General features: G+C 68.4%; 20 protein-coding genes. 13 read left to right on the forward strand and 7 right to left on the reverse strand.

The features are described from left to right. Positions 1 to 964: 964 nt before the first annotated feature. On the reverse strand, positions 965 to 2,035 hold the full coding sequence (locus tag FGX59_RS39565; RefSeq protein WP_171060481.1) for a transposase: 1,071 nt from the start codon (positions 2,033 to 2,035) through the stop codon (positions 965 to 967). Positions 2,036 to 2,190: 155 nt separating this feature from the next. Here FGX59_RS39565 and FGX59_RS02095 point away from each other — a divergent pair, with 155 nt between their 5' ends. Next, positions 2,191 to 3,066 carry a hypothetical protein gene (locus FGX59_RS02095; RefSeq protein ID WP_138464863.1) on the forward strand — a complete coding sequence of 292 codons (876 nt, stop codon included), beginning with the start codon at positions 2,191 to 2,193 and terminating at the stop codon, positions 3,064 to 3,066. A gap of 10 nt (positions 3,067 to 3,076) precedes the next feature. Here FGX59_RS02095 and FGX59_RS02100 read toward each other — a convergent pair whose 3' ends face one another. After that, complete coding sequence (locus FGX59_RS02100; RefSeq protein WP_138464864.1) at positions 3,077 to 3,532, reverse strand: DUF411 domain-containing protein; 456 nt, start codon at positions 3,530 to 3,532, stop codon at positions 3,077 to 3,079. A gap of 209 nt (positions 3,533 to 3,741) precedes the next feature. On the opposite strand from FGX59_RS02100, the gene FGX59_RS02105 reads away from it, so the two are divergent. The 5 genes from FGX59_RS02105 to FGX59_RS02130 all read left to right on the forward strand — a co-directional run bounded on the left by FGX59_RS02105 (position 3,742) and on the right by FGX59_RS02130 (position 7,930). Beyond that, a complete protein-coding gene (locus FGX59_RS02105) occupies positions 3,742 to 3,975 on the forward strand; it encodes a hypothetical protein (RefSeq protein ID WP_138464865.1) in 234 nt (77 codons plus the stop codon). 549 nt (positions 3,976 to 4,524) lie between these two features. Then, complete coding sequence (locus tag FGX59_RS39570; RefSeq protein ID WP_370295684.1) at positions 4,525 to 6,102, forward strand: haloacid dehalogenase type II; 1,578 nt, start codon at positions 4,525 to 4,527, stop codon at positions 6,100 to 6,102. Next, a complete protein-coding gene (locus FGX59_RS02120; RefSeq protein ID WP_138464866.1) occupies positions 6,099 to 7,067 on the forward strand; it encodes a threonine/serine dehydratase in 969 nt (322 codons plus the stop codon). Before FGX59_RS39570 ends, FGX59_RS02120 begins: the two co-directional genes overlap by 4 nt. 132 nt (positions 7,068 to 7,199) lie before the next feature. Then, a complete protein-coding gene (locus FGX59_RS02125) occupies positions 7,200 to 7,565 on the forward strand; it encodes a metalloregulator ArsR/SmtB family transcription factor (RefSeq protein WP_240722208.1) in 366 nt (121 codons plus the stop codon). A gap of 8 nt (positions 7,566 to 7,573) precedes the next feature. Continuing rightward, a complete protein-coding gene (locus tag FGX59_RS02130; protein ID WP_138464867.1) occupies positions 7,574 to 7,930 on the forward strand; it encodes a DUF1636 domain-containing protein in 357 nt (118 codons plus the stop codon). 46 nt (positions 7,931 to 7,976) lie between these two features. Here the strand turns inward: FGX59_RS02130 and FGX59_RS02135 are convergent, their stop codons facing one another. From FGX59_RS02135 to FGX59_RS02145, 3 genes are all read right to left on the reverse strand, one after another. Next, on the reverse strand, positions 7,977 to 8,348 hold the full coding sequence (locus FGX59_RS02135; protein WP_138464868.1) for a RidA family protein: 372 nt from the start codon (positions 8,346 to 8,348) through the stop codon (positions 7,977 to 7,979). A gap of 146 nt (positions 8,349 to 8,494) precedes the next feature. Next, on the reverse strand, positions 8,495 to 9,760 hold the full coding sequence (gene clpX, locus FGX59_RS02140) for an ATP-dependent Clp protease ATP-binding subunit ClpX (protein ID WP_138464869.1): 1,266 nt from the start codon (positions 9,758 to 9,760) through the stop codon (positions 8,495 to 8,497). Positions 9,761 to 9,893: 133 nt separating this feature from the next. After that, complete coding sequence (locus FGX59_RS02145) at positions 9,894 to 10,526, reverse strand: ATP-dependent Clp protease proteolytic subunit (protein WP_138464870.1); 633 nt, start codon at positions 10,524 to 10,526, stop codon at positions 9,894 to 9,896. Between the two features lie 152 nt (positions 10,527 to 10,678). Between FGX59_RS02145 and FGX59_RS02150 the strand changes: the two genes are divergently transcribed. Beyond that, complete coding sequence (locus FGX59_RS02150; protein ID WP_138464871.1) at positions 10,679 to 10,993, forward strand: helix-turn-helix transcriptional regulator; 315 nt, start codon at positions 10,679 to 10,681, stop codon at positions 10,991 to 10,993. Between the two features lie 182 nt (positions 10,994 to 11,175). Here the strand turns inward: FGX59_RS02150 and FGX59_RS02155 are convergent, their stop codons facing one another. Both FGX59_RS02155 and FGX59_RS02160 read right to left on the reverse strand, forming a co-directional pair. Continuing rightward, positions 11,176 to 12,303, reverse strand: coding sequence for an acetoin utilization protein AcuC (locus FGX59_RS02155; protein ID WP_138464872.1), 1,128 nt, complete (start codon positions 12,301 to 12,303; stop codon positions 11,176 to 11,178). After that, positions 12,300 to 12,821: a glutathione peroxidase gene (locus tag FGX59_RS02160; protein WP_138464873.1), complete on the reverse strand. Its 522-nt coding sequence runs from the start codon at positions 12,819 to 12,821 to the stop codon at positions 12,300 to 12,302. Before FGX59_RS02160 ends, FGX59_RS02155 begins: the two co-directional genes overlap by 4 nt. Before the next feature lie 155 nt (positions 12,822 to 12,976). Here FGX59_RS02160 and FGX59_RS02165 point away from each other — a divergent pair, with 155 nt between their 5' ends. From FGX59_RS02165 to ptsP, 6 genes are all read left to right on the forward strand, one after another. Continuing rightward, entirely contained in the window at positions 12,977 to 13,465 is a 489-nt protein-coding gene (locus tag FGX59_RS02165; RefSeq protein ID WP_138464874.1) for an NUDIX hydrolase, read from the forward strand. A 55-nt stretch (positions 13,466 to 13,520) separates the two neighbouring features. Beyond that, positions 13,521 to 13,979: a DUF1178 family protein gene (locus tag FGX59_RS02170; RefSeq protein WP_138464875.1), complete on the forward strand. Its 459-nt coding sequence runs from the start codon at positions 13,521 to 13,523 to the stop codon at positions 13,977 to 13,979. 36 nt (positions 13,980 to 14,015) lie between these two features. Beyond that, complete coding sequence (locus tag FGX59_RS02175; RefSeq protein WP_138464876.1) at positions 14,016 to 14,672, forward strand: SDR family NAD(P)-dependent oxidoreductase; 657 nt, start codon at positions 14,016 to 14,018, stop codon at positions 14,670 to 14,672. A 71-nt stretch (positions 14,673 to 14,743) separates the two neighbouring features. Then, positions 14,744 to 15,598 carry a glycosyltransferase gene (locus FGX59_RS02180; protein ID WP_171060482.1) on the forward strand — a complete coding sequence of 285 codons (855 nt, stop codon included), beginning with the start codon at positions 14,744 to 14,746 and terminating at the stop codon, positions 15,596 to 15,598. Between the two features lie 56 nt (positions 15,599 to 15,654). Beyond that, a complete protein-coding gene (locus FGX59_RS02185) occupies positions 15,655 to 16,893 on the forward strand; it encodes an aspartate kinase (protein WP_138464878.1) in 1,239 nt (412 codons plus the stop codon). A gap of 11 nt (positions 16,894 to 16,904) precedes the next feature. Then, positions 16,905 to 19,190 (forward strand): phosphoenolpyruvate--protein phosphotransferase, encoded by a 2,286-nt coding sequence (ptsP, locus tag FGX59_RS02190; RefSeq protein WP_138464879.1) that lies wholly within the window; start codon positions 16,905 to 16,907, stop codon positions 19,188 to 19,190. Positions 19,191 to 19,194 lie beyond the last annotated feature (4 nt).

Genomic DNA, 19,194 nt, shown 5'->3' on the forward strand with positions numbered 1-19,194 from the left:
GGGGGCATCTAACAGGCTGCTAAAAAGGAAATCCAGGGCCTCGCCGTGGAGGAATTCGTTCCGGAGCCGTTCAGGTGATTTCTTCAGTAATGGGCAAGTCCAGCCGCTTTCAGGACGATTGTTCCAGTCTTGCCCCCAGCTCCTCGGCCAAACGGACTTTTTTCAGCATCCTGCTAAATCCCCTCGGAATCCGCCGTAAAGGGTGTTGCCCGACCACGGCCAGGACCACCGCCGCGGCCGGGCGCCGGTCCGCCCCAAGGCACCCGCAATCTTCGAGGTGGAGGGAGCCTGCCACGTCTGGACCTGGGAGTTCGATCCGGTCCGCGCCAGCGGCAAATCCTCCGAGGGAGGATTCGAGGATCAGACAAGCAGAGCCCACTACGCTGCTGGGACCGGCCGCGGGAAATTTCCTCCGTCTCTGCATGATCACCGGCATCTGGAGCCGGAAGATCACCGGCCGGAAGGTCCGCGAGTGCGAGGCTGCGGAGAATGCAGCGGCGCCGCGCGAGCGGGCGGTCCGGACCGAGAATTGCGTGACCAGCCCGCTGGCATTGCAGTCTGACAATGGGAGTGCGCTCTCGGGCATTGCCGGGCAATGCCCTGACGGCCAGCGCATGAAAGGCGCGACCATGAGGGCAACGTTGGAGCGGCACGGGATCACCGCGTCCTTCAGCCCGCCGCGGTCATCGAACGACGATCCCTTCTCCGAGGCGCTGTTCCGGATCTGCAAACACCGCCCCGGTCGGCCGCCGCACGGCTTGGCCCCCCTCGAAAAAGCGCGAGCCTGGGGTCAGGGCCTCGCGGCCCGGGACAACCGCGAGCACCGCCATTTGCGACGCGACACCCGCCCCCTGCCACCGCGGCGAGGAACGGGTTCTCCGCGAAAAACGCCGCCACGACAAGGAGCTGGCCCGGGTGCAGGACAGGCGCACGCGCTGACGGACGGCGATCGGATCGGCCTGTCTCAACCCGGAGCCGCCTGACGAGATGCCGCGAGTCCATGGGGCCGCCGAGACGCTCCCCAGTGAGGCAGCCGGCGGCGGACCCATGGCCGGGACGGGAGAATGCGCAACCTGGGAACAGACACCGGTGGCAAACCCGTTGATGCACGCCGTGTCTGGCCGGTCCGGAAATCCCGCAGGCAGACGCATGCCCGGGCCCGTCTCGGCCGGGATGCAGGACAGCGCCCGGTCCGGTCATTCCGGTCCATTGCAAACTCAGGCGGCCCCAGGGTCACGACCGACCGGGCAACCCGGCGGGACGCGGCCGCGACATCCGCACGGTCTTGGCTCGGAATCCGTGTCCCAGGCTGACAAACGGCCATGGGCGGATCCTGTCCCGCTTTGCGGCGCAGCGCGCGGCGGGCCTCGCGCTGGCTGGCCGCTCTGTGCGGAAGGCAGCATGGCGGTAACATCGTCGCAGACGGTGCAGGCGTTTCCAGCGTCATGCAGCAAGCGCGCTGTGCAGTCCGTTCCCGGGTCTGTTCAATCGGATAACGCCGACGAGGCGCCGGATCGGGGCCTCGTCGGGAAGGGAGGGCATGACGGCCGCCGGTCCGAAGGAATGCCCGGACGCCGGAGACATTGGCGCGCTGCCCGATCTCGCCATTCGGGCGCGCAATCGGGTTCGTGTCGTGACGCCTGGCTCGGTGCCCGGCCGGGAAGCTCATGCGGGCCAGCACGTCCTCCTCCGCCCTGTCCATGGGCATGGCGCGCATCGGCAGCTCGGGACACCTCCGGCCATCGGCGAGGCGCTGCTGGGTCCTGACGGCGGCATGCACCGGCTTGGGCGACGGCCGTGGCGCTGAAGGCCCGCGGCGGCTCTTCCCGGCATCGGCGCACGCATTGCGCCGGAAATGGACGCGACAGCGCTGCCAGGCGTTGGACAGCCCCCGGGCGGTGGCGGCCTTGGTGCCGTCATGCGCATCGCTCCGCCAGCTCCATGCCGCCGAGGTCACGGCGCACGCGATCCACGGCCGCCGATGCACCACTTCCCTTTTGTCAGCAAGGCAGACGGCCGCGGGGAAATGGCCCACGGACCGAGACCGGCAAACCGCCCGCCGAGCCCTGCAATTGCGGGCCGCGATTTGGCGCCGATCAGGCGCCCGTTTCCCGGCCGCGATTGACAGGTCGCCGGAAAGGCACTTAAGAAATCAATGATAACCGTTTGCATTTAAAGAAACGGAACAGAATGTCGCAAATTCTTTCGCCCCGGACCATTTTCCTTGTCGCTATTTCCGGCTTTGCCGGGCTCAGCGTCCATGTCATTGCCCAGCAGGTCTTCGACGTCCCCTATCCCTCGGGCAGCCTCGGCTTCACCCGGATGGAGGCCGCGCTGCTGGCGCTGGCGCGCCATGCCGCCTTCTACGCCATCTCTGCCATTCTCGTCGCAAGCTTGAAGGATCGCAGCCGCTGGACCAAGCTGGCCGTCCTCTTCTTCTGCAGCGCGGCCTTCTACGAAGAGCTCCTGCGCGTGCCGGTGATGCAGGGGCTCGTCACGGGCGCCTGGGCCTTCTCGCTCCTGCCGCAGCTGGCGCTCTACGCCAAGGCCCTGCTCTTTTCCGTGGTGGTCCTGCTCTCGGCCGCGCTGGCCGCGCCCTTCGAGGACCGCCTGCGCAGATACGGGCTGCATGTGCTCGGCGCCATGATCGCGGCGCTCTTCCTCTTCGCCTTCGACGACCTGCTGCCGGTGCTGCAGCAGTTCCTGATGCAGTTCGCCACCCCGCCCGGGCCGGAGGACCAGCTGCTGTCGCAGGATTACGGCGCGCTCATCCTGATCCCGGCCTATCTGACCTATATCGTGCCGACCTATGCGATGTATCTCTACTTCCGGGCCTTTGCCGCAATGGTCGATGCCGGAGCGGTGGCGGTCTGCCTGCTCTACATGGCGCTTCTCGCGGTGGCGCGCGGCACCGCGCTGATCGCGCTGATGTCGATCGGCCCCGGCTTCCTGTCGGTCTTCCAGTTCACGGCGCAGATACTGGTCGCGACCGCGCTGATCTGCGTCTTCTTCCGCGACGACCTCGCGGCACGGGCGCCAAAGGCGGGCAGCGCGGGGCTCGCCTGAGCCCGCGCGCCTAGGCCGCGTCGTAGGCGGCGAAGACCGTGGCGCCGCCCTCGGGACCGATCAGGAAGACCTGGTAGGCGTCGCGCTCTGCCTCTGGGCCCATCCCGGGCGAGCCCCAGGGCATGCCCGGCACGGCAAGGCCGCGCGCCGCGGGCGCCTCGGCCAGCATCCGCCGGATCTCCCTCGGCGGCACATGGCCCTCGAGGAAATAGCCCCCTGCATGGGCGGTATGGCAGGAGGCCATCGCCTCCGGCACGCCGGACTGCGCCTTGTGCTCTGCCAGTGCGGCGGCCGGGCGGTTCTCGGCGGTGACGGCGAAGCCCTCGGCCTCGAGCACGGCGATCCAGGCCGAGCAGCAACCGCAGCCGGGATCCTTCACCACATGGATCGCGGGCGCTGCGGCATGGCCGGGACGGGCGGCAAGAAGCGCAAGGCCCGAGATCAGGAAGCTGCGGCGGTCGGTCATGGCAAGGTCCTCCTCTGGCCGGGACGCGGATGCGGCCTTCTGCCTAGCACGGCCCGGCTCGCACGCACAGGGCCGCGCCGCTTTTCGCGGGGCGATGTCCCGATCTTGCCGGAAACCCGGAAACCCGGCCCCGCCATTCGCCAGACCATTCATCCGATGTATCTATAATTTGAAGACAAAGCGGCAGAATGGAATATCTCTGTTCAGAAATGCTCCGGGGCCTTGCGCTGCTCTGCGCCCAGGGCGCCGCAGCCAGCGCAACGACGCTCTTCGATGGATCCGGCAAGACCGCGTCCTTCACGGCGCGCCTGCCGAAACGCACGCCGCTGGCCGGCCTCACCGTCGAGACCGGCATCCTGGTGCAGCAATTCTCCCAGGCCATCGACCTGCTGGCGAATGACGATGTCAATTTCATCGTCTTCGAGACTGGCACGCTGATCTAGCCGAGCGGGCTTGCCGCCGTCGTCACGGGTACCGGCCTCCGGGACCTTGTCGCGCGGTCCTGCCAGTCCTCGTGCCTCGCGGGAGCACCTGCTATTTCGGCACCGCCAATGCGGAATCCGGCGACGACGCCTTCAACGGCAAGTGCGACACCCGCAACGGCATCACCTCTGCCGGAAACGGCAATGCCGACGGCCTGACCGATCCGGTCCCGGCGGCAGCCGCTTGCGCCAGCATGACCGTCACGATCCATGACAGCCCTGTCACGACCACCCTGCCGCTGCAGACGGCCGGGCCGGCTCCGGGTCCTGAGGCGCTGCGCCTTCCCGCCTGCTTCGCGCGCGCCCTATCTCCCTGCCCGGACAGCCCTTTCTTGCGCACGCGCCACCGCCCGGCTCCGGTCAACGCGACGGAAACCGGGGCGCGACGGTATAAACGGTCACGTTTGCGAGACTTCGGTGCCATACTTGACGGGCCGCAAGGACAATGCCCGCAGATAGCGCTTTTTGTCATTCGAGGGACATGCAACTCTCCGTCCGAGGGAGGTGGGGATGACGATTACAACCGTAGTTTTCGACGCTTACGGCACGCTTTTCGACGTGGCGCAGGCTGCCCGCAAGGCCGCGGCCGGAGCAGGATCCGAAAAGCTCGGCGCCTGTTCCGAGGCGCTGGCGGCGGATTGGAGACGCAAGCAGCTGGAATATTCCTGGCTGCGCAGCATCACCGGCGAACATGCCGATTTCTGGGAGATCACGCGGCAGGCGCTCGACTGGACGCTGGAGCGGCACGGGTTCGACCCTGCCGATGCCAAGGCGGAGGAGCTGCGCGACGCGCTTCTGAACCTCTACCGCCGCCTGCCGCCCTATCCCGAAGTGCCCGGCGTGCTGCGCGACCTGCGCGAGGCCGGCATGACGATCGGCATCCTGTCGAACGGCACCCAGGAAATGCTGGCCGATGCGGTCCGCTCCTCCGGGCTCGACGGGCAGATCGACGCGCTGATCTCGGTGGAGGAGGCCGGGGTCTTCAAGCCCGATCCGCGGGTCTACGACCTGGTCAGCGACCGCTTCGGGCGGCCGCGCGGCGAAGTGCTGTTCGTGTCGGCCAATGGCTGGGACATCGCCGCCGCCTCGAGCCACGGATTCCGCACGCTCTGGGTCAACCGCGACGGGCTGCCGGTCGACCGGCTGAAGGGGCGGCCCGACCTGACCCAGCCCGACCTGTCGAAGGTCTGCGAGACCGCGCGGCTGATGCGCCACAACCTGCGCGACAGCCCGGCGCAGATCGGCCATACCGAGTATTTCACCAATCGCGACGGGCTGCGCCTGGCCTTCCGCGACGACGGGCCGAAGGACGCGCCGGTGCTGCTGTGCCTGGCCGGGCTGACCCGCAACCTGGCGGATTTCGACTTCGTCGCCCGGGATTTCTCGGATCGGGCGCGGATCGTGCGGCTCGACACCCGCGGCCGTGGCCAGTCGGACTGGGATCCGGACTACCTGAACTACAACCTGATCCGCGAGAGCCATGACGCGATCGACCTGCTCGACCACCTGCACATCGCGAAGGCCGCGGTGCTGGGGACCTCGCGCGGGGGGCTGATCGCCATGGCGCTGGCGGGCGGGCACAAGTCGCGCATTTCCGGCGTCTGCCTCAACGACATCGGCCCCGAGATCCAGGCGGAGGGGCTGGCCTATATCGGCCAGTACCTGGGCAACCGTCCCGGGCTCTGCAGCTACGAGGAGGCGGCCGAGCGCTTCGGGCAGAATTTTGGCCGCACCTTCCCCGGCGTCCCGACCGAGCGCTGGCTTCTGCATGCCAAGCGGATCTACTGCGACAGCCCCGACGGGCTCGACCTGCGCTATGACGCGCTCTTGCGGCGCTCGATCATGGAGCAGTCCGCAACCGACGCGATCCAGGATGTCTGGCTGCTCTTCAAGTCGATGCAGGGCTTGCCGCTGGCGCTGATCCGTGGTGAGAACTCGAACATCCTGTCGGCCGCCACAGCCGGGGAGATGCGGCGCCGCCGCCCGGACATCATCTTTGGCGAGGTGCCCGATCGCGGCCATGTCCCCTTCCTCGACGAACCGGAGGCGCAGGCCGTGATTTCCGAGTTCCTAGAAAGGCTGCCATGACCCCCGACCTGATCGCCGCCGCCCGCGCCCGGCTTGCCGGACACGCCCGCGTCACGCCGCTCCTCTCCTCGCCCTTCCTCGACGAGATCGCCGGACGCCGCCTGCTGGTGAAGGCCGAATGCCTGCAGCATACCGGTTCCTTCAAGTACCGCGGCGCGCGCTCGGCGATCAGCGCGCTCGACCCGGACACGCGGTCCCGCGGGATCTGCGCGGCCTCGTCGGGCAACCATGCCCAGGGCGTGGCGCTGGCCGCGCGCGAGATGGGCGTCAAGGCGGTGATCCTGATGCCCGCCGACGCGCCGCGGATCAAGCTGGAGAACACCCGCGCGCTCGGCGCCGAGGTCGTCACCTATGACCGCGCCACCCAGGACCGCGACGCGCTGATGCTGGAGCTCGAGGCCGAGCGCGGCATGACGCTGGTGCGCCCCTATGACGATCCGCAGGTGATCGCGGGCCAGGGCACCTGCGGGCTGGAGATCGCAGAGCAGGCGCAGGCGATGGGGATCGACCGGGCCGAGGTTCTGGTCTGCTGCGGCGGCGGCGGGCTGACCTCGGGGATCGCGGTCGCGCTGTCGCAGGCCGCGCCCGGCTACCGCGTCCGCCCGGTGGAGCCCGCGGGCTTCGACGACACCCGCCGCTCGCAGCTTTCGGGCCAGCGCGAGGCGAATGACCGGCTCTCGGGCAGCCTCTGCGACGCGATCCTGACGCCCTCGCCCGGCAAGATCACCTTCCCGCTGATCCAGGCGCATTGCGGGCCGGGCCTGGTCGTCACCGATGACGAGGCGATGCAGGCGGTGGCGCTGGCGGCGCTCAGGCTGAAGCTGGTGGTGGAGCCCGGCGGAGCGGCGGCGCTGGCGGCAGCGCTCTTCCATGGCGGCGAGCTCGAGGGCGACGCGGTGATCGTCACGGCAAGCGGAGGTAATTGCGATCCCCAGCTCCTCGCGCAGGCCATGGGGCTGCTATGAAATTGGACAGCTCACTAAATCTTGCGTCTGATTCTAATGGTTTCCCGACCTAATCGCTTTCCCGCAAACGCATTCGATTATATGTCCGTGTCACAATTCCGTATCAATGGTACCGCAAACGCGATGAGTGCAATGACCGACACAGTGACCCAAATCGACTTCGCGCCTGAAATCGAGCTCGACCTGCCGCCGGGGGAAATCCTCCAGGCGGACATGGCAGACAATGCCGAAATGGCGAGCGCCTATCTCAAGGCCCTGTCGCATCCCGGGCGGCTCATGATCCTGTGCTACCTCATCGAAGGCGAGAAGACCGTCACCGATCTGGAGCTCCTTCTGGGCGCACGCCAGTCCTCTGTCAGCCAGCATCTTGCGCGGCTGCGCGCAGACAAGCTGGTCCGCACCCGCCGCGAAGGCAAGGCGATCCACTATTCGCTGGCCGATGAGCGCACCAAGCGGGTGATCGGCCTGCTGCACGAGCTGTTCTGCCGCGCGGCCTGAGCCCGGACATGACGACGATCACCGTCTGCACGACCTGCCGCACGGCAGAAGAGCGGGACGACCGGACGCTTCCTCCCAGCGGGGAAGCGTTTCTTCTTGCCATGAAGGCGGCCTGCGGCGACCGGCTCGCGGTGCGCGGGGTCTCCTGCCTGATGGGCTGCGAACACGGCTGCAACGCCGCGGTCTCGGATCACGGCAAGCTGACCTATGTGCTCGGCCGGTTCGAGGGCAGCGCCGAAGACGCCGCCGCCCTGGCCGAATTTGCCGGAGGCCATGCCGCCAGCGAGAGCGGCCAGGTGCCGTTCCGGCAATGGCCGCAAGGCGTGAAGGGCCATTTCATCGCCCGCGTGCCGCCCCTCGACTGACGGGTCCGGCCGGAGGGCCTTGCGCCCTGCCCGGCCGGCTGCAGGGTCAGCCTGCGAGCGCCGTGACCTCGATCTCGATCTTCATCGCCGGGTCGATCAGCTTGGCCTCGATCATGGTCGCGGCCGGGGGCGTTTCGGCGAACGTCTCCTGCAGCACCGGCCAGCAGGCCTCGAATTCGCCGCCATCGGGCAGGATGTAGGTGACGCGCACCACGCGGTCGATCCCGCTGCCCGCCTCTTCCAGCGCCGCCTTGATCCGCGACAGCGCCAGTCGGCACTGCGCCTCGACCGGCTGGTCCGCCGGACCGTCGGGATCGATGCCGGTGGTGCCGCTGACAAAGACGAAGCCGTTCGCGACGACGGCGCGGGCATAGGCGATCCGGGGTTCGTAGGGCGAACCGGAGAAGATGCGTTTCAAGGAAAGGTCCTCCTGGACGGACGGCGAAGCGGCCCCGTGCCGCCTGCTGCCGCAACGGCGATGCCCTTAGCCGGTCTCCGCGGAGGCGCAAACGAAAAACGGCGCCCGAGGCGCCGCTTTCCCAAGATGTCGCGGGGCAGCCCCGGTCAGCTTGCGCTGGCCGGTTCGTCCTTGCGCTCTGCGTAGATCAGCAGCGGCGCAGCCTCGGCCGTCACGGATTCCTCGTTGACCACCACTTCCTCGACATCGTCCATCCCCGGAAGGTCGAACATGGTGTCGAGCAGGATGTCCTCCATGATGGAGCGCAGGCCGCGGGCGCCGGTCTTGCGCTCGATGGCGCGGCGGGCGACCGCCTTCAGCGCGTCCTCGGTGAAGGTCAGCTTGGTGTCCTCGAGATCGAAGAGGCGCTGGTACTGCTTGACCAGGGCGTTCTTCGGCTCGGTCAGGATCGTGACCAGCGCTTCCTCGTCCAGATCGGTCAGCGTCGCGATGACCGGCAGGCGGCCGACGAATTCCGGGATCAGGCCGAATTTCAGCAGGTCCTCGGGCTCGAGCGACTTGAAGGTCTCGCCCACGCCCTTGTTGCTGTCATCCTTCACATCGGCGCCGAAGCCGATGCCGGAGCCCTTGCCGCGCTGCGCGATGATCTTGTCGAGACCCGCGAAGGCGCCGCCGCAGATGAACAGGATGTTGGTCGTGTCCACCTGCAGGAATTCCTGCTGCGGATGCTTCCGCCCGCCCTGCGGCGGCACGGAGGCAACGGTGCCTTCCATGATCTTCAGCAGCGCCTGCTGCACGCCCTCGCCCGACACGTCGCGGGTGATCGAGGGGTTGTCGGACTTGCGGGTGATCTTGTCGACCTCGTCGATATAGACGATGCCGCGCTGCGCGCGCTCGACATTGTACTCGCTGGCCTGCAGGAGCTTGAGGATGATGTTCTCGACATCCTCGCCGACATAGCCCGCCTCGGTCAGCGTGGTCGCGTCGGCCATGGTGAAGGGCACGTCGAGGATCCGCGCCAGCGTCTGGGCCAGCAGCGTCTTGCCGCAGCCCGTCGGGCCGATCAGCAGGATGTTGGATTTCGCCAGCTCGATATCCGAGGATTTCGCCGCGTGGTTGAGCCGCTTGTAGTGGTTGTGCACGGCCACCGAGAGCACGCGCTTGGCGTGGAACTGGCCGATCACGTAGTCATCGAGGACATCGCAGATCTCGCGCGGGCTCGGCACGCCGTCGGAGGATTTCAGCCCGGCCGATTTGGTTTCCTCGCGGATGATGTCCATGCAGAGCTCAACGCACTCGTCGCAGATGAACACCGTAGGGCCGGCGATCAGCTTGCGAACCTCGTGCTGGCTCTTGCCGCAGAAGCTGCAGTACAGCGTGTTCTTGCTGTCCCCGCCAGAATTGTTCGCCATGTCGTCACCTCCTATCGGGCGGGCCGGAGCCCTCGCATCGGAGACCTCGGCCGGCCTCCGGTCAGCTTAGGACAGCAGGAATTCACGCACAACGGATAAATCGCCCATCCGCGAATTCCTGCAAATTGTTGGTTTACGCCTTGTCAGCTTCCGGCGCGGCACGGCTGGTGACGATCTCGTCGACCAGGCCCCAGGCCTTGGCAGCTTCGGCGGTCATGAAGTTGTCGCGTTCCAGCGCCGCCTCGACGGTGGCGTAGTCCTGGCCCGTATGCTTGACGTAGATGTTGTTCAGGCGCTCTTTCAGCTCCAGAATCTCCTTTGCGTGGATGGAGATATCCGTCGCCTGCCCCTGGAAGCCGCCCGAGGGCTGGTGCACCATGATGCGCGAATTCGGCAGCGAGAAGCGCATGCCCGCTTCGCCCGCGGTCAGCAGCAGCGACCCCATCGAGGCCGCCTGACCGACCACCAGCGTCGAGACCTTCGGCTTGATGTACTGCATCGTGTCGTAGATCGACAGGCCCGACGTCACCACGCCTCCCGGCGAATTGATGTACATCGAGATCTCTTTGGAGGGGTTCTCTGCCTCCAGATGCAGCAGCTGCGCGACGATGAGCGAGCTCATCCCGTCATGCACCGGCCCGGAGAGGAAGATGATCCGCTCTTTCAGCAGGCGGGAGAAAATGTCGTAGGCCCGTTCCCCGCGCGAGGTCTGCTCCACCACCATGGGGACGAGGGTGTTCATGTAAACGTCGATAGGGTCTTTCATCGCAATCGCCTGCTTCTCTTGGTGGCACGAGCGCCGGTCCCGTGAGTCTTAGGTGTCTCCCGCGGGGGCTGCAAGGGCAAGTCTGCAAACCGGTCCTGCCACCTGCGGTGGTAGTTGTTGACACTTTCGTAAGTTGTCACTTACGGTAAGCTATGACTTACGCCGCCGCTTTGCAAGCCCTTGCCGACCCCACGAGGCGTGCCATTCTCGAGAAGCTCCGCCACGGCCCCAGATCGGTGGGCCAGCTGGCCCAGGGCTTCCAGATCAGCCGCCCCGCCGTGTCGCAGCACCTGCGGGTGCTGTGCTGCGCAGGGCTGCTCGACGTGGTGCCGGTCGGGGCCCGCCGGGTCTACCGGCTGCGCCCCGAAGGCCTTGCCCAGCTGCGCGTCTATCTCGAGGACCTCTGGCGCGACGCGCTGCGCGGCTTCGACGCGCCCGAATTCCCTGCTCCGCGGGACGGGACCTGACGGCACCCGCACCGGGGATGCCGGAGCATCCCGCATGCCAAATGCGCCAGAGCGGCACCTGCCGCTACGGCAGGCCGCGATCCCGGCCCCGGACTGCGGCATCGCGTCCCGCCCCCGCCTGCGGCGCATTTCCGGGCAGCCGCGGGACTGTCGCAAAACCGACATGGAGCACGGGCAGGATGTCAGGCCCGCATCCTTCCGCGATCGGCCATCAGATGCGCCGCCATCGCGCGGATCTCGGGGCGCAGCGGCCCCTCGCGCGGCGGATCGGCCAGGGTGTCGAGCCAGCCGGGCGCGGGCGGACGCTCCTGCCCTGACCGCCACCAGCGCAGCGCGGCCAGCACCTCGCGGGCGGGCCCGGGCAGATGATCTGGCAGCTCGCGGCCGTCGAGCTCGGCCCAGAGCCGGGTCCAGAGCCGTCCGACCGACCAGGGATTGTAGCCGCCGCCGCCGGTCACCATCAGCCGCGGCGCCAGCGGGCGCAGCCCGGCGAGCATCGCGACATGGGCATTGTTCGACAGCCGCAGCCGCGACAGCGGATCCTCCTCCACCGCATCGGCGCCGCATTGCAGGATCACCGCCTCGGGGCGGAAGGCCTCGACCAGCGGCAGCACCAGCGCGTCGCGGATCAGCGCGAATTCGCTGTCATTCAGCCCCGAGGGCACCGGCAGGTTGAAGACATTGCCCGCGCCGCGATCCTCCAGCCGCCCGGTGCGCGGCCAGCGGTTGGCCTCGTGGACCGAGATCATCAGCACGTCCGGGTCGCGGCCGAAGCCGTGCTCCACCCCGTCGGGATGATGCGCGTCGATATCGACATAGGCGATCCGGCGGAGGCCCTGCGCACGCATCGACAGGATGGCGATGGCCAGGTCGTTGAGGAAGCAGAAGCCGTTGGCGCGGTCCGGCATGCCGTGATGGGTGCCGCAGCCCGGCGCATGCACCACCCCGCCGTCCTTCAGGAGCGACGCCGCCAGCATCGCCGCGCCGCAGCCGGTGGCGGGACGGCGGAACATCTCGGGGAAGACCGGATTGTTCGAGGTGCCCAGATGGTAGCGCGCCCGCGTCGCGTCATCGGCCGCCTGCTCGGCCTCGGCCCGCATCAGCGCGGCGACGTAGTCCGGCGCATGCCAGGCCGCCAGCCCCGCAGGCGTCGCCCGCGGGCTCAGCCGGTACTGGCCGGGATCGATCCAGCCGAGCGCGCGCACCATGTCCATCAGCGTCGAGACCCTGGGCACCCTGAGCGGATGCCAGGTCCCGTAGGAGGAATGGCGGTAGATTTCCGATCCGATGAAGAAGGGCCGCGCGTTCACCCGTCCGCCGCAAGCTCCGCCTCGATCGGCCCGGTGATCTCGGGCGAGAGCGGCTCGGTCGCCGAGCCCCAGGTCGCCAGGACCCGGCCGTCGCGGCCGATCAGGACCTTGTTGAAATTCCAGGACGGCTCGAAGCCGGTCTCGTCGCGCACCCAGCGGTAGAAGGGATGCGCCGCCTCGCCGGTGACGGGGGTGATGTCGGCCATCGGCAGGGTCAGGCCGAAGACCAGCGAGCAGAACTCCTTGACCTCCGCCGCGCTGTCGAGCTCCTGGCGGAAGTCGTCCGAGGGCACGGCCAGCACGACCAGCCCCTCGCCGCCATAGCGGTCCTGGAGATCCTGCAGCCCCTCGTACTGGCGGGTGAAGCCGCAGCGCGAGGCGGTGTTGACCACGAGAACCGGACGGCCCGCCCAGTCCTCCGTCTCCAGCGTGCCGCCGTCGATATTGCCGAAGCTGAAGGCCGCGGCCGCCGAGGCGCCGGCCAGGAACGGGATGATAGGGGCAAGAATACGGATCACGGCGCGCCTCCCTGTGATCTGCGGATATGTAGGCCGCGCCGCCCCGAGGTCAAGGTTTGCCCTCGGCACAACTACCGGATGGACAGGAGAAGCCGCAGGCACATACTACATCTAGATAGAGGCAGTGATTCACTCCACCCAGGGGCAGCCCCGTCATGTCGATCCTCCGCATCCGGCAGGCTCCCCTGTCGCTCGCCCCCTCGAAGAAGCGCCAGGTCCGCTCGCAATTCGGTGCGATCTGCTACCGCCAGAGCAAGGGCCGCGTGCAGATCCTGCTGATCACCTCGCGCGGGAAAGGCCGCTGGATCATCCCCAAGGGCTGGCCGATCCCGGGCCGCACCCCGGCCGCCGCCGCCGGGATCGAGGCCTATGAGGAGGCCGGCGTCGAGGGCAAGGCGCATCCGCTCTGCCTCGGCATCTACGGCAGCTCCAAGGGCGGACTGCCCTGCGTGGTCGCGCTCTATGCGGTCGAGGTCACGGCGCTGCGCCGCCGCTTCCCCGAGGCCGGGCAGCGCAAGCGCCGCTGGGCCAGCCCGAAGACCGCCGCCGAGTTGGTCGACTCTCCCGAGCTCGGCCAGATCCTCGCCCGTTTCAGCCCCGAGGGCCTGCCGCCGGCAGATCGCGTCCGCGTGCCCGGACGTTGATATTCCGCCAATATCGTCTAGGTAGTAAGGGTAAGCAGTTCACTCCGGTGCCAAGATGATCCGTTACGCCCTCAAATGCTCCGAGGAGCATGGCTTCGAAAGCTGGTTCCGCTCCGCCGGGGATTTCGACTCCCTCGCGGCGGCCGGACAGCTTGAATGCCCGGTCTGCGGCAGCACCGAGATCGCCAAGGCGCTGATGGCTCCGCGCGTCGCCCCCGCCGAGCGCGAGGCGGCGCGTCCCGCGCCGGAAAAGCCCGCCCAGCAGCCGGTGACGGCCGGGGCGGAGATGCCGCCCGAGCTGCGCAGCGCCATCGAGAAGCTGCGCGCCGAGGTGGAGGCGCATTCCGACTATGTCGGGCGCAGCTTCGCCAAGGAGGCCCGCGCGATCCACGAGGGCGAGAAGCCCGGGCGCGCGATCCATGGCGAGGCCAATGCCGAAGAGGCGCGCGCGCTGCTGCAGGACGGCATCCCGGTCCTGCCCCTGCCCTTCCGCGACCGGCGGGGCACCAATTGACCGCATCTTGACCGCATCTCCGGAGGAGGCGCTGCCATGGCAATCCTGATCACCGGCGCGACCCGCGGCCTCGGCCGCGCGCTGCGCGAGCACTATCTGACCCAGGGCCGCGAGGTGCTTGGCACAGCCCGCGGCACGCTGCCCGAGGGGCCCGGCTGGCTGCCGCTCGACGTCACCGATCCGGCCAGCTTCCCCGCCCTGGCGGAGAAACTCGACTGCGTGCCGGTCGACCTGCTGGTCTGCAATGCCGGCATCTACCGCGACAAGGGGATGAAGCTGGCGACGGAATACCCCGCCGCGCTCTGGGCGGAGACCTTCGCGGTCAATGTCACCGGCGTCTTCCTCGCGGTGCAGGCGCTGCTGCCGAACCTGCAGATGGCCAAGGCGCCGCGGGTGGCGGTCATCACCTCGGCCATGGGCTCGAGCGCGCGGGCGCCCGGGCACTCCTATATCTACCGCGCCTCGAAGGCGGCGGCGACCAATCTGGCGCGCAACCTCGCCACCGACCTGGAGCCGATCGGCATCGCGGTCGGCGCCTACCATCCCGGCTGGGTCCAGACCGAGATGGGCGGAAACGGCGCCGACCTGACCCCGGCGGAAAGCGCCGCGGGGCTGGCCGCGCGCTTCGACGAGCTGACGCTGGCGACGACCGGCGCGGTGCTGGCGCATGACGGCAGCCCGGTCGCCTTCTGACGGCCCCGCCTTCGCGGTTTCTTCATCTCTGCCGGGCAAGCCTCTGCCCGACAGGAATGCGGAGGCGCAGGATGGAGATCGTCTACCAGACGCGGTTTTCCTATCTCGGCTTCTCCGGCTGGCGCGGTCCGGAGGCCGGGGATGCCGCCGCGCTCTATGACGATGCCCGGCTGGCGCAGCGCTTCGCCCTTTTCGAACGGATCACCCTGCCCGGGCTGCTGGCCCAGGAGGACGGCGATTTCTGCCATGTCGTCCTCGGCGGCGCGGCGATGCCCCGGCGCTGGAAGGCGCGGCTGCGCGCGCTCTGCCTCGACACGCTGGGGGACGCGCGCGCCCGGGTCCTCTTCGCCAGGCCCGGCCGCGCCCTGCGTCCCTTCCGCCGCCACGTGCGGCGCAGCTTCCCGCCCGGCGCGGCGCTCTGCCAGGTGGTGCTCGACGATGACGACGCGCTGGCGGCGGGCTTCACCGGGCTCCTGCGCGACCGGGCCCGCGCCGAGGCCGAGGCGCTCGCGCCCGAGGGGCATCTCTTCCTCTCCTTCCCCGAGGGCTTGACGCTCGATCTCGCGCCCGGGCGGGTCCCGGCGCTCTATTCCCGCCGCGTGCCCTATACCAATCTCGGGCTGGCGCTTCTCGCGCGGCCGGGCGCGGACGTGCATCCCTACGGCACCGCGCACAGGCGGATCGGCGAGCGTCATCCCGCGCGGCTGGTGGAGACCGGCGCGCCGCTCTACCTGCGCTCGGTCCATGGCGGCAATGACAGCCGCGCGCGCTTCGGCGGGACCCCGCTTGACGGGCCCGCGCTGGCCGCGGCGCTGGCGCGGTTTCCCTTCCTTCCCGGCCTCCTCGCCGCGCCCCCTGCGGCACGGGGACCATCCGCCGCGGCGCAGCGCGAACGCGCTCTTGCGCAAGGCGGATCGGCACCGTAAGACCGCCGCCGTGTTACGCCGCCCGGATCCGTCCGGGCCGCCGGGAAGGATACGCCATGCCCATCCTCGTGATGAAATTCGGCGGCACCTCTGTTGCCGACCTCGACCGCATCCGCAATGCCGCGGAAAAGGTCCGCCGCGAAGTGGAACGCGGCTATGATGTCATCGTCATCGTGTCGGCCATGTCGGGCAAGACCAACGAGCTGGTGGGCTGGGTCTCGAAGACCTCGCCGCTGTTCGACGCGCGCGAATACGACGCCGTCGTCTCCTCGGGCGAGAATGTCACGGCCGGGCTCATGTCGCTGACGCTGCAGGAAATGGACATCCCGGCGCGCAGCTGGCAGGGCTGGCAGGTGCCGCTGAAGACCAGCTCGGCGCATTCCTCGGCCCGGATCGTCGAGATCCCGCGCGAGAATATCGACCAGAAATTCGCCGAGGGCATGAAGGTCGCCGTCGTCGCGGGCTTCCAGGGCATCTCGGAAGAGGGCCGGATCACCACGCTGGGCCGCGGCGGCTCGGACACCACCGCCGTCGCCTTCGCCGCCGCCTTCGAGGCCGAGCGCTGCGACATCTACACGGACGTGGACGGCATCTACACCACCGACCCGCGCATCACCAAGAAGGCGCGCAAGCTCGAGAAGATCGCCTTCGAGGAGATGCTGGAGCTCGCCAGCCTCGGCGCCAAGGTCCTGCAGACCCGCTCGGTCGAGCTGGCCATGCGCTACAAGGTGCGCCTGCGCGTGCTGTCGTCTTTCGAGGAAACCGACGAGACCAGCGGGACGCTGGTCTGCGACGAGGAGGAAATCATGGAAAGCAAAGTTGTCTCCGGCGTCGCCTATTCCCGCGACGAAGCGAAAATGACCCTGTTGTCGGTCGCCGACCGTCCCGGCATCGCCGCCGCGATCTTCGGCCCGCTGGCCCATGGCGGGATCAATGTCGACATGATCGTGCAGAACGTCTCGGCGGACGGGCGCACCGACATGACCTTCTCCTGCCCGGTCGACCAGGTGCTGCGCGCCGAGCGCGCCATGCAGGAGGCCAAGGAGCGCGGCGAGATCAATTTCGGCGAGCTGGTCCAGGACACCGAAGTCTGCAAGGTCTCCGTGGTCGGCATCGGCATGCGGTCCCATGCCGGCGTCGCGGCGCGCATGTTCGAGGCGCTGAAAGCGGAGAATATCAACATCAAGGTGATCTCCACCTCGGAGATCAAGATTTCCGTGCTCATCGACAGGAAATATATGGAACTGGCCGTACAAGCCCTGCATGATGCCTTCGGATTGGACGAAGCAGCCTGAACCGGAGGCCCATGGGCCAAATCCAGGAAACCGAGAGCCGCAAGCTCCTTGGACGATTGCGGGAAGCCCTCGCCAGCGGCGGCGCGGGACAGGAGCGGCTTGACCGCATCACCTCGATCATCGCGGAGTCGATGGGGACGCAAGTGTGCTCCATCTACCTCTTCCGCGATGCCGAGACGCTTGAGCTCTGCGCCACCTTCGGCCTGAAGGCGGAGTCGGTGCACAAGACCCGCATGCGCCTCGGCGAGGGCCTGGTCGGCAAGGTCGCCCGCACCCGCCGGCCGGTCAATTCCGCCAATGCCCCGGCCGAGCCCGGCTTCCGCTACATGCCGGAGACCGGCGAGGAGATCTTCACCTCCTTCCTCGGCGTGCCGATCCAGCGGCTGGGCCAGGTCCTGGGCGTGCTGGTCGTGCAGTCGAAGGAAGCGCGGCAGTTCTCCGAGGACGAGCTCTACGGGGTCGAGGTCGTGGCGATGGTGCTGGCCGAGATGACCGAGCTCGGCGCCTTCCTCGACGAGGGCGCCGCCCTGTCGCCGCTGCACCAGCGCCCGGTCGCCTTCCGCGGCACCACCGGCCAGGAGGGCGCCGCCGAGGGCCGCGTGCTGCTGCACGATCCGCGCGTGGTGGTCACGAACCCGATCGGCGACGACCCCGATACCGAGCTGGAGAGGCTGCGCGACGCCGTCGCCCGGCTGCGCGTCTCGCTCGACAAGATGCTCGACGCCGCCTCCTCGGGCGACGAGGAAGCCACCCAGGTGATCGAGACCTTCCGCATGTTCGCCAATTCCAAGAGCTGGCTGCGGCGGATGGAAGAGGACATCGCCCGCGGTCTTTCGGCAGAGGCAGCGGTGGAGAAGGAGCAGTCCGCCGCCCGCACGCGGCTGGCCCGCGCCACCGATCCCTATCTGCGCGCCCGCGGCACCGATCTGGACGACCTGTCGAACCGGCTCCTGCGCGAACTCACCGGCCAGGGCCGCGACACCGGCGCCGAACGCCCGGAGAACCCCGTCCTGGTCGCCCGCAATATCGGCCCGGGCGAGCTCCTGGACTACGGCCGCGAGCTCAAGGGCATCGTGCTCGAAGAGGGCTCGGTCGGCAGCCATGCCGCGATCATCGCCCGCGCCTGGGCGATCCCGCTGGTGATCAACGCCTCGGGCATCACCTCCGAGGCGCTGACCGGGGATGCGATCCTCGTCGACGGCGAGAATGCCGTCGTGCACCTGCGCCCCGACGACACCATTGCCAATGCCTTCCGGGACAAGCTTGCCATGCATGCCAAGGCCCAGGAACGCTACGCCTCGATCCGCGGCGAACCGGCCCGCACCATCTGCGGCGAGACCGTCTCGCTGAACATGAATGCCGGGCTTCTGGTCGACCTGCCCTCGCTCTCGAGCTGCGGCGCCGAGGGCGTGGGACTGTTCCGCACCGAATTGCAGTTCCTGATCCGCAACAAGATGCCCCGCCGCGGCGAGCTGGCCAGCATCTACGCCAGGGTGATGGATGCCGCCGACGGCAAGCGCGTCGTCTTCCGCACGCTCGATATCGGCTCGGACAAGGTGCTGACCTACATGAAGCGCACGGAGGAGCCGAACCCGGCGCTCGGCTGGCGCGCCATAAGGGTCGGGCTCGACAAGCCGGGCATCATGCGGATGCAGCTCCAGGCGCTGATCCGCGCCGCGCGGGGCCGTCCGCTGACCGTGATGTTCCCGTTCGTTGCCCAGTTCGACGAATTCCGCGCCGCCCGCGCGCTGATGCTCGAAGAGCTCGACCGCGAGGAGCGCCAGGGCCATCTGCTGCCCTCGAATGTCGAGATCGGCGCCATGCTGGAGACGCCGTCGATGGCCTATGCGCCGCGGCAGTTCTTCGAGATGGCGGATTTCGTCTCGATCGGCGGCAACGACCTGAAGCAGTTCTTCTTCGCCGCCGACCGCGAGAACGAGCGGGTGCGCCGCCGCTACGACACGCTCAACGGCAGCTTCCTGAGCTTCATCGAGCAGATCGTGAACCGCTGCAACGAGAGCGGCACCCCGGTCAGCTTCTGCGGCGAGGATGCCGGGCGCCCGGTCGAGGCGCTGTGCTTCGCGGCGATGGGGCTGCGCTCGCTCTCGATGCGCCCCGCCTCGGTCGGTCCGGTCAAGCATCTCCTGCGCCGCGCCGATCTGCGCGAGGTGCGCCGGGTGGTCGAGGAGGCCCGCGCCAATGGCGACCAGTCGGTGCGCCCGGCGCTGATGCGCCATCTGGCGACGCTCGATCTCAGCGTCGATCCCCTGCCCGAGAGCCAGCGCGCCGCAGGCTGAGCCT

The organism is Poseidonocella sp. HB161398 (genome assembly GCF_005870025.1).
Taxonomy (GTDB): Bacteria; Pseudomonadota; Alphaproteobacteria; order Rhodobacterales; family Rhodobacteraceae; genus Mangrovicoccus.

Coding starts and splice junctions, on each gene's coding strand:
- FGX59_RS02165 (WP_138464874.1), top strand. CDS start 12,977: ATGTCGATCCTCCGCATCCGGCAGGCTCCCCTGTCGCTCGCCCCCTCG.
- FGX59_RS02145 (WP_138464870.1), bottom strand. CDS start 10,526: ATGAAAGACCCTATCGACGTTTACATGAACACCCTCGTCCCCATGGTG.
- FGX59_RS02175 (WP_138464876.1), top strand. CDS start 14,016: ATGGCAATCCTGATCACCGGCGCGACCCGCGGCCTCGGCCGCGCGCTG.
- FGX59_RS02105 (WP_138464865.1), top strand. CDS start 3,742: ATGCTCCGGGGCCTTGCGCTGCTCTGCGCCCAGGGCGCCGCAGCCAGC.
- FGX59_RS02170 (WP_138464875.1), top strand. CDS start 13,521: ATGATCCGTTACGCCCTCAAATGCTCCGAGGAGCATGGCTTCGAAAGC.
- ptsP (WP_138464879.1), top strand. CDS start 16,905: ATGGGCCAAATCCAGGAAACCGAGAGCCGCAAGCTCCTTGGACGATTG.
- FGX59_RS02125 (WP_240722208.1), top strand. CDS start 7,200: ATGACCGACACAGTGACCCAAATCGACTTCGCGCCTGAAATCGAGCTC.
- FGX59_RS02185 (WP_138464878.1), top strand. CDS start 15,655: ATGCCCATCCTCGTGATGAAATTCGGCGGCACCTCTGTTGCCGACCTC.
- FGX59_RS02120 (WP_138464866.1), top strand. CDS start 6,099: ATGACCCCCGACCTGATCGCCGCCGCCCGCGCCCGGCTTGCCGGACAC.
- FGX59_RS02100 (WP_138464864.1), bottom strand. CDS start 3,532: ATGACCGACCGCCGCAGCTTCCTGATCTCGGGCCTTGCGCTTCTTGCC.
- FGX59_RS02180 (WP_171060482.1), top strand. CDS start 14,744: ATGGAGATCGTCTACCAGACGCGGTTTTCCTATCTCGGCTTCTCCGGC.
- clpX (WP_138464869.1), bottom strand. CDS start 9,760: ATGGCGAACAATTCTGGCGGGGACAGCAAGAACACGCTGTACTGCAGC.
- FGX59_RS02130 (WP_138464867.1), top strand. CDS start 7,574: ATGACGACGATCACCGTCTGCACGACCTGCCGCACGGCAGAAGAGCGG.
- FGX59_RS02150 (WP_138464871.1), top strand. CDS start 10,679: ATGACTTACGCCGCCGCTTTGCAAGCCCTTGCCGACCCCACGAGGCGT.
- FGX59_RS39570 (WP_370295684.1), top strand. CDS start 4,525: ATGACGATTACAACCGTAGTTTTCGACGCTTACGGCACGCTTTTCGAC.
- FGX59_RS02095 (WP_138464863.1), top strand. CDS start 2,191: ATGTCGCAAATTCTTTCGCCCCGGACCATTTTCCTTGTCGCTATTTCC.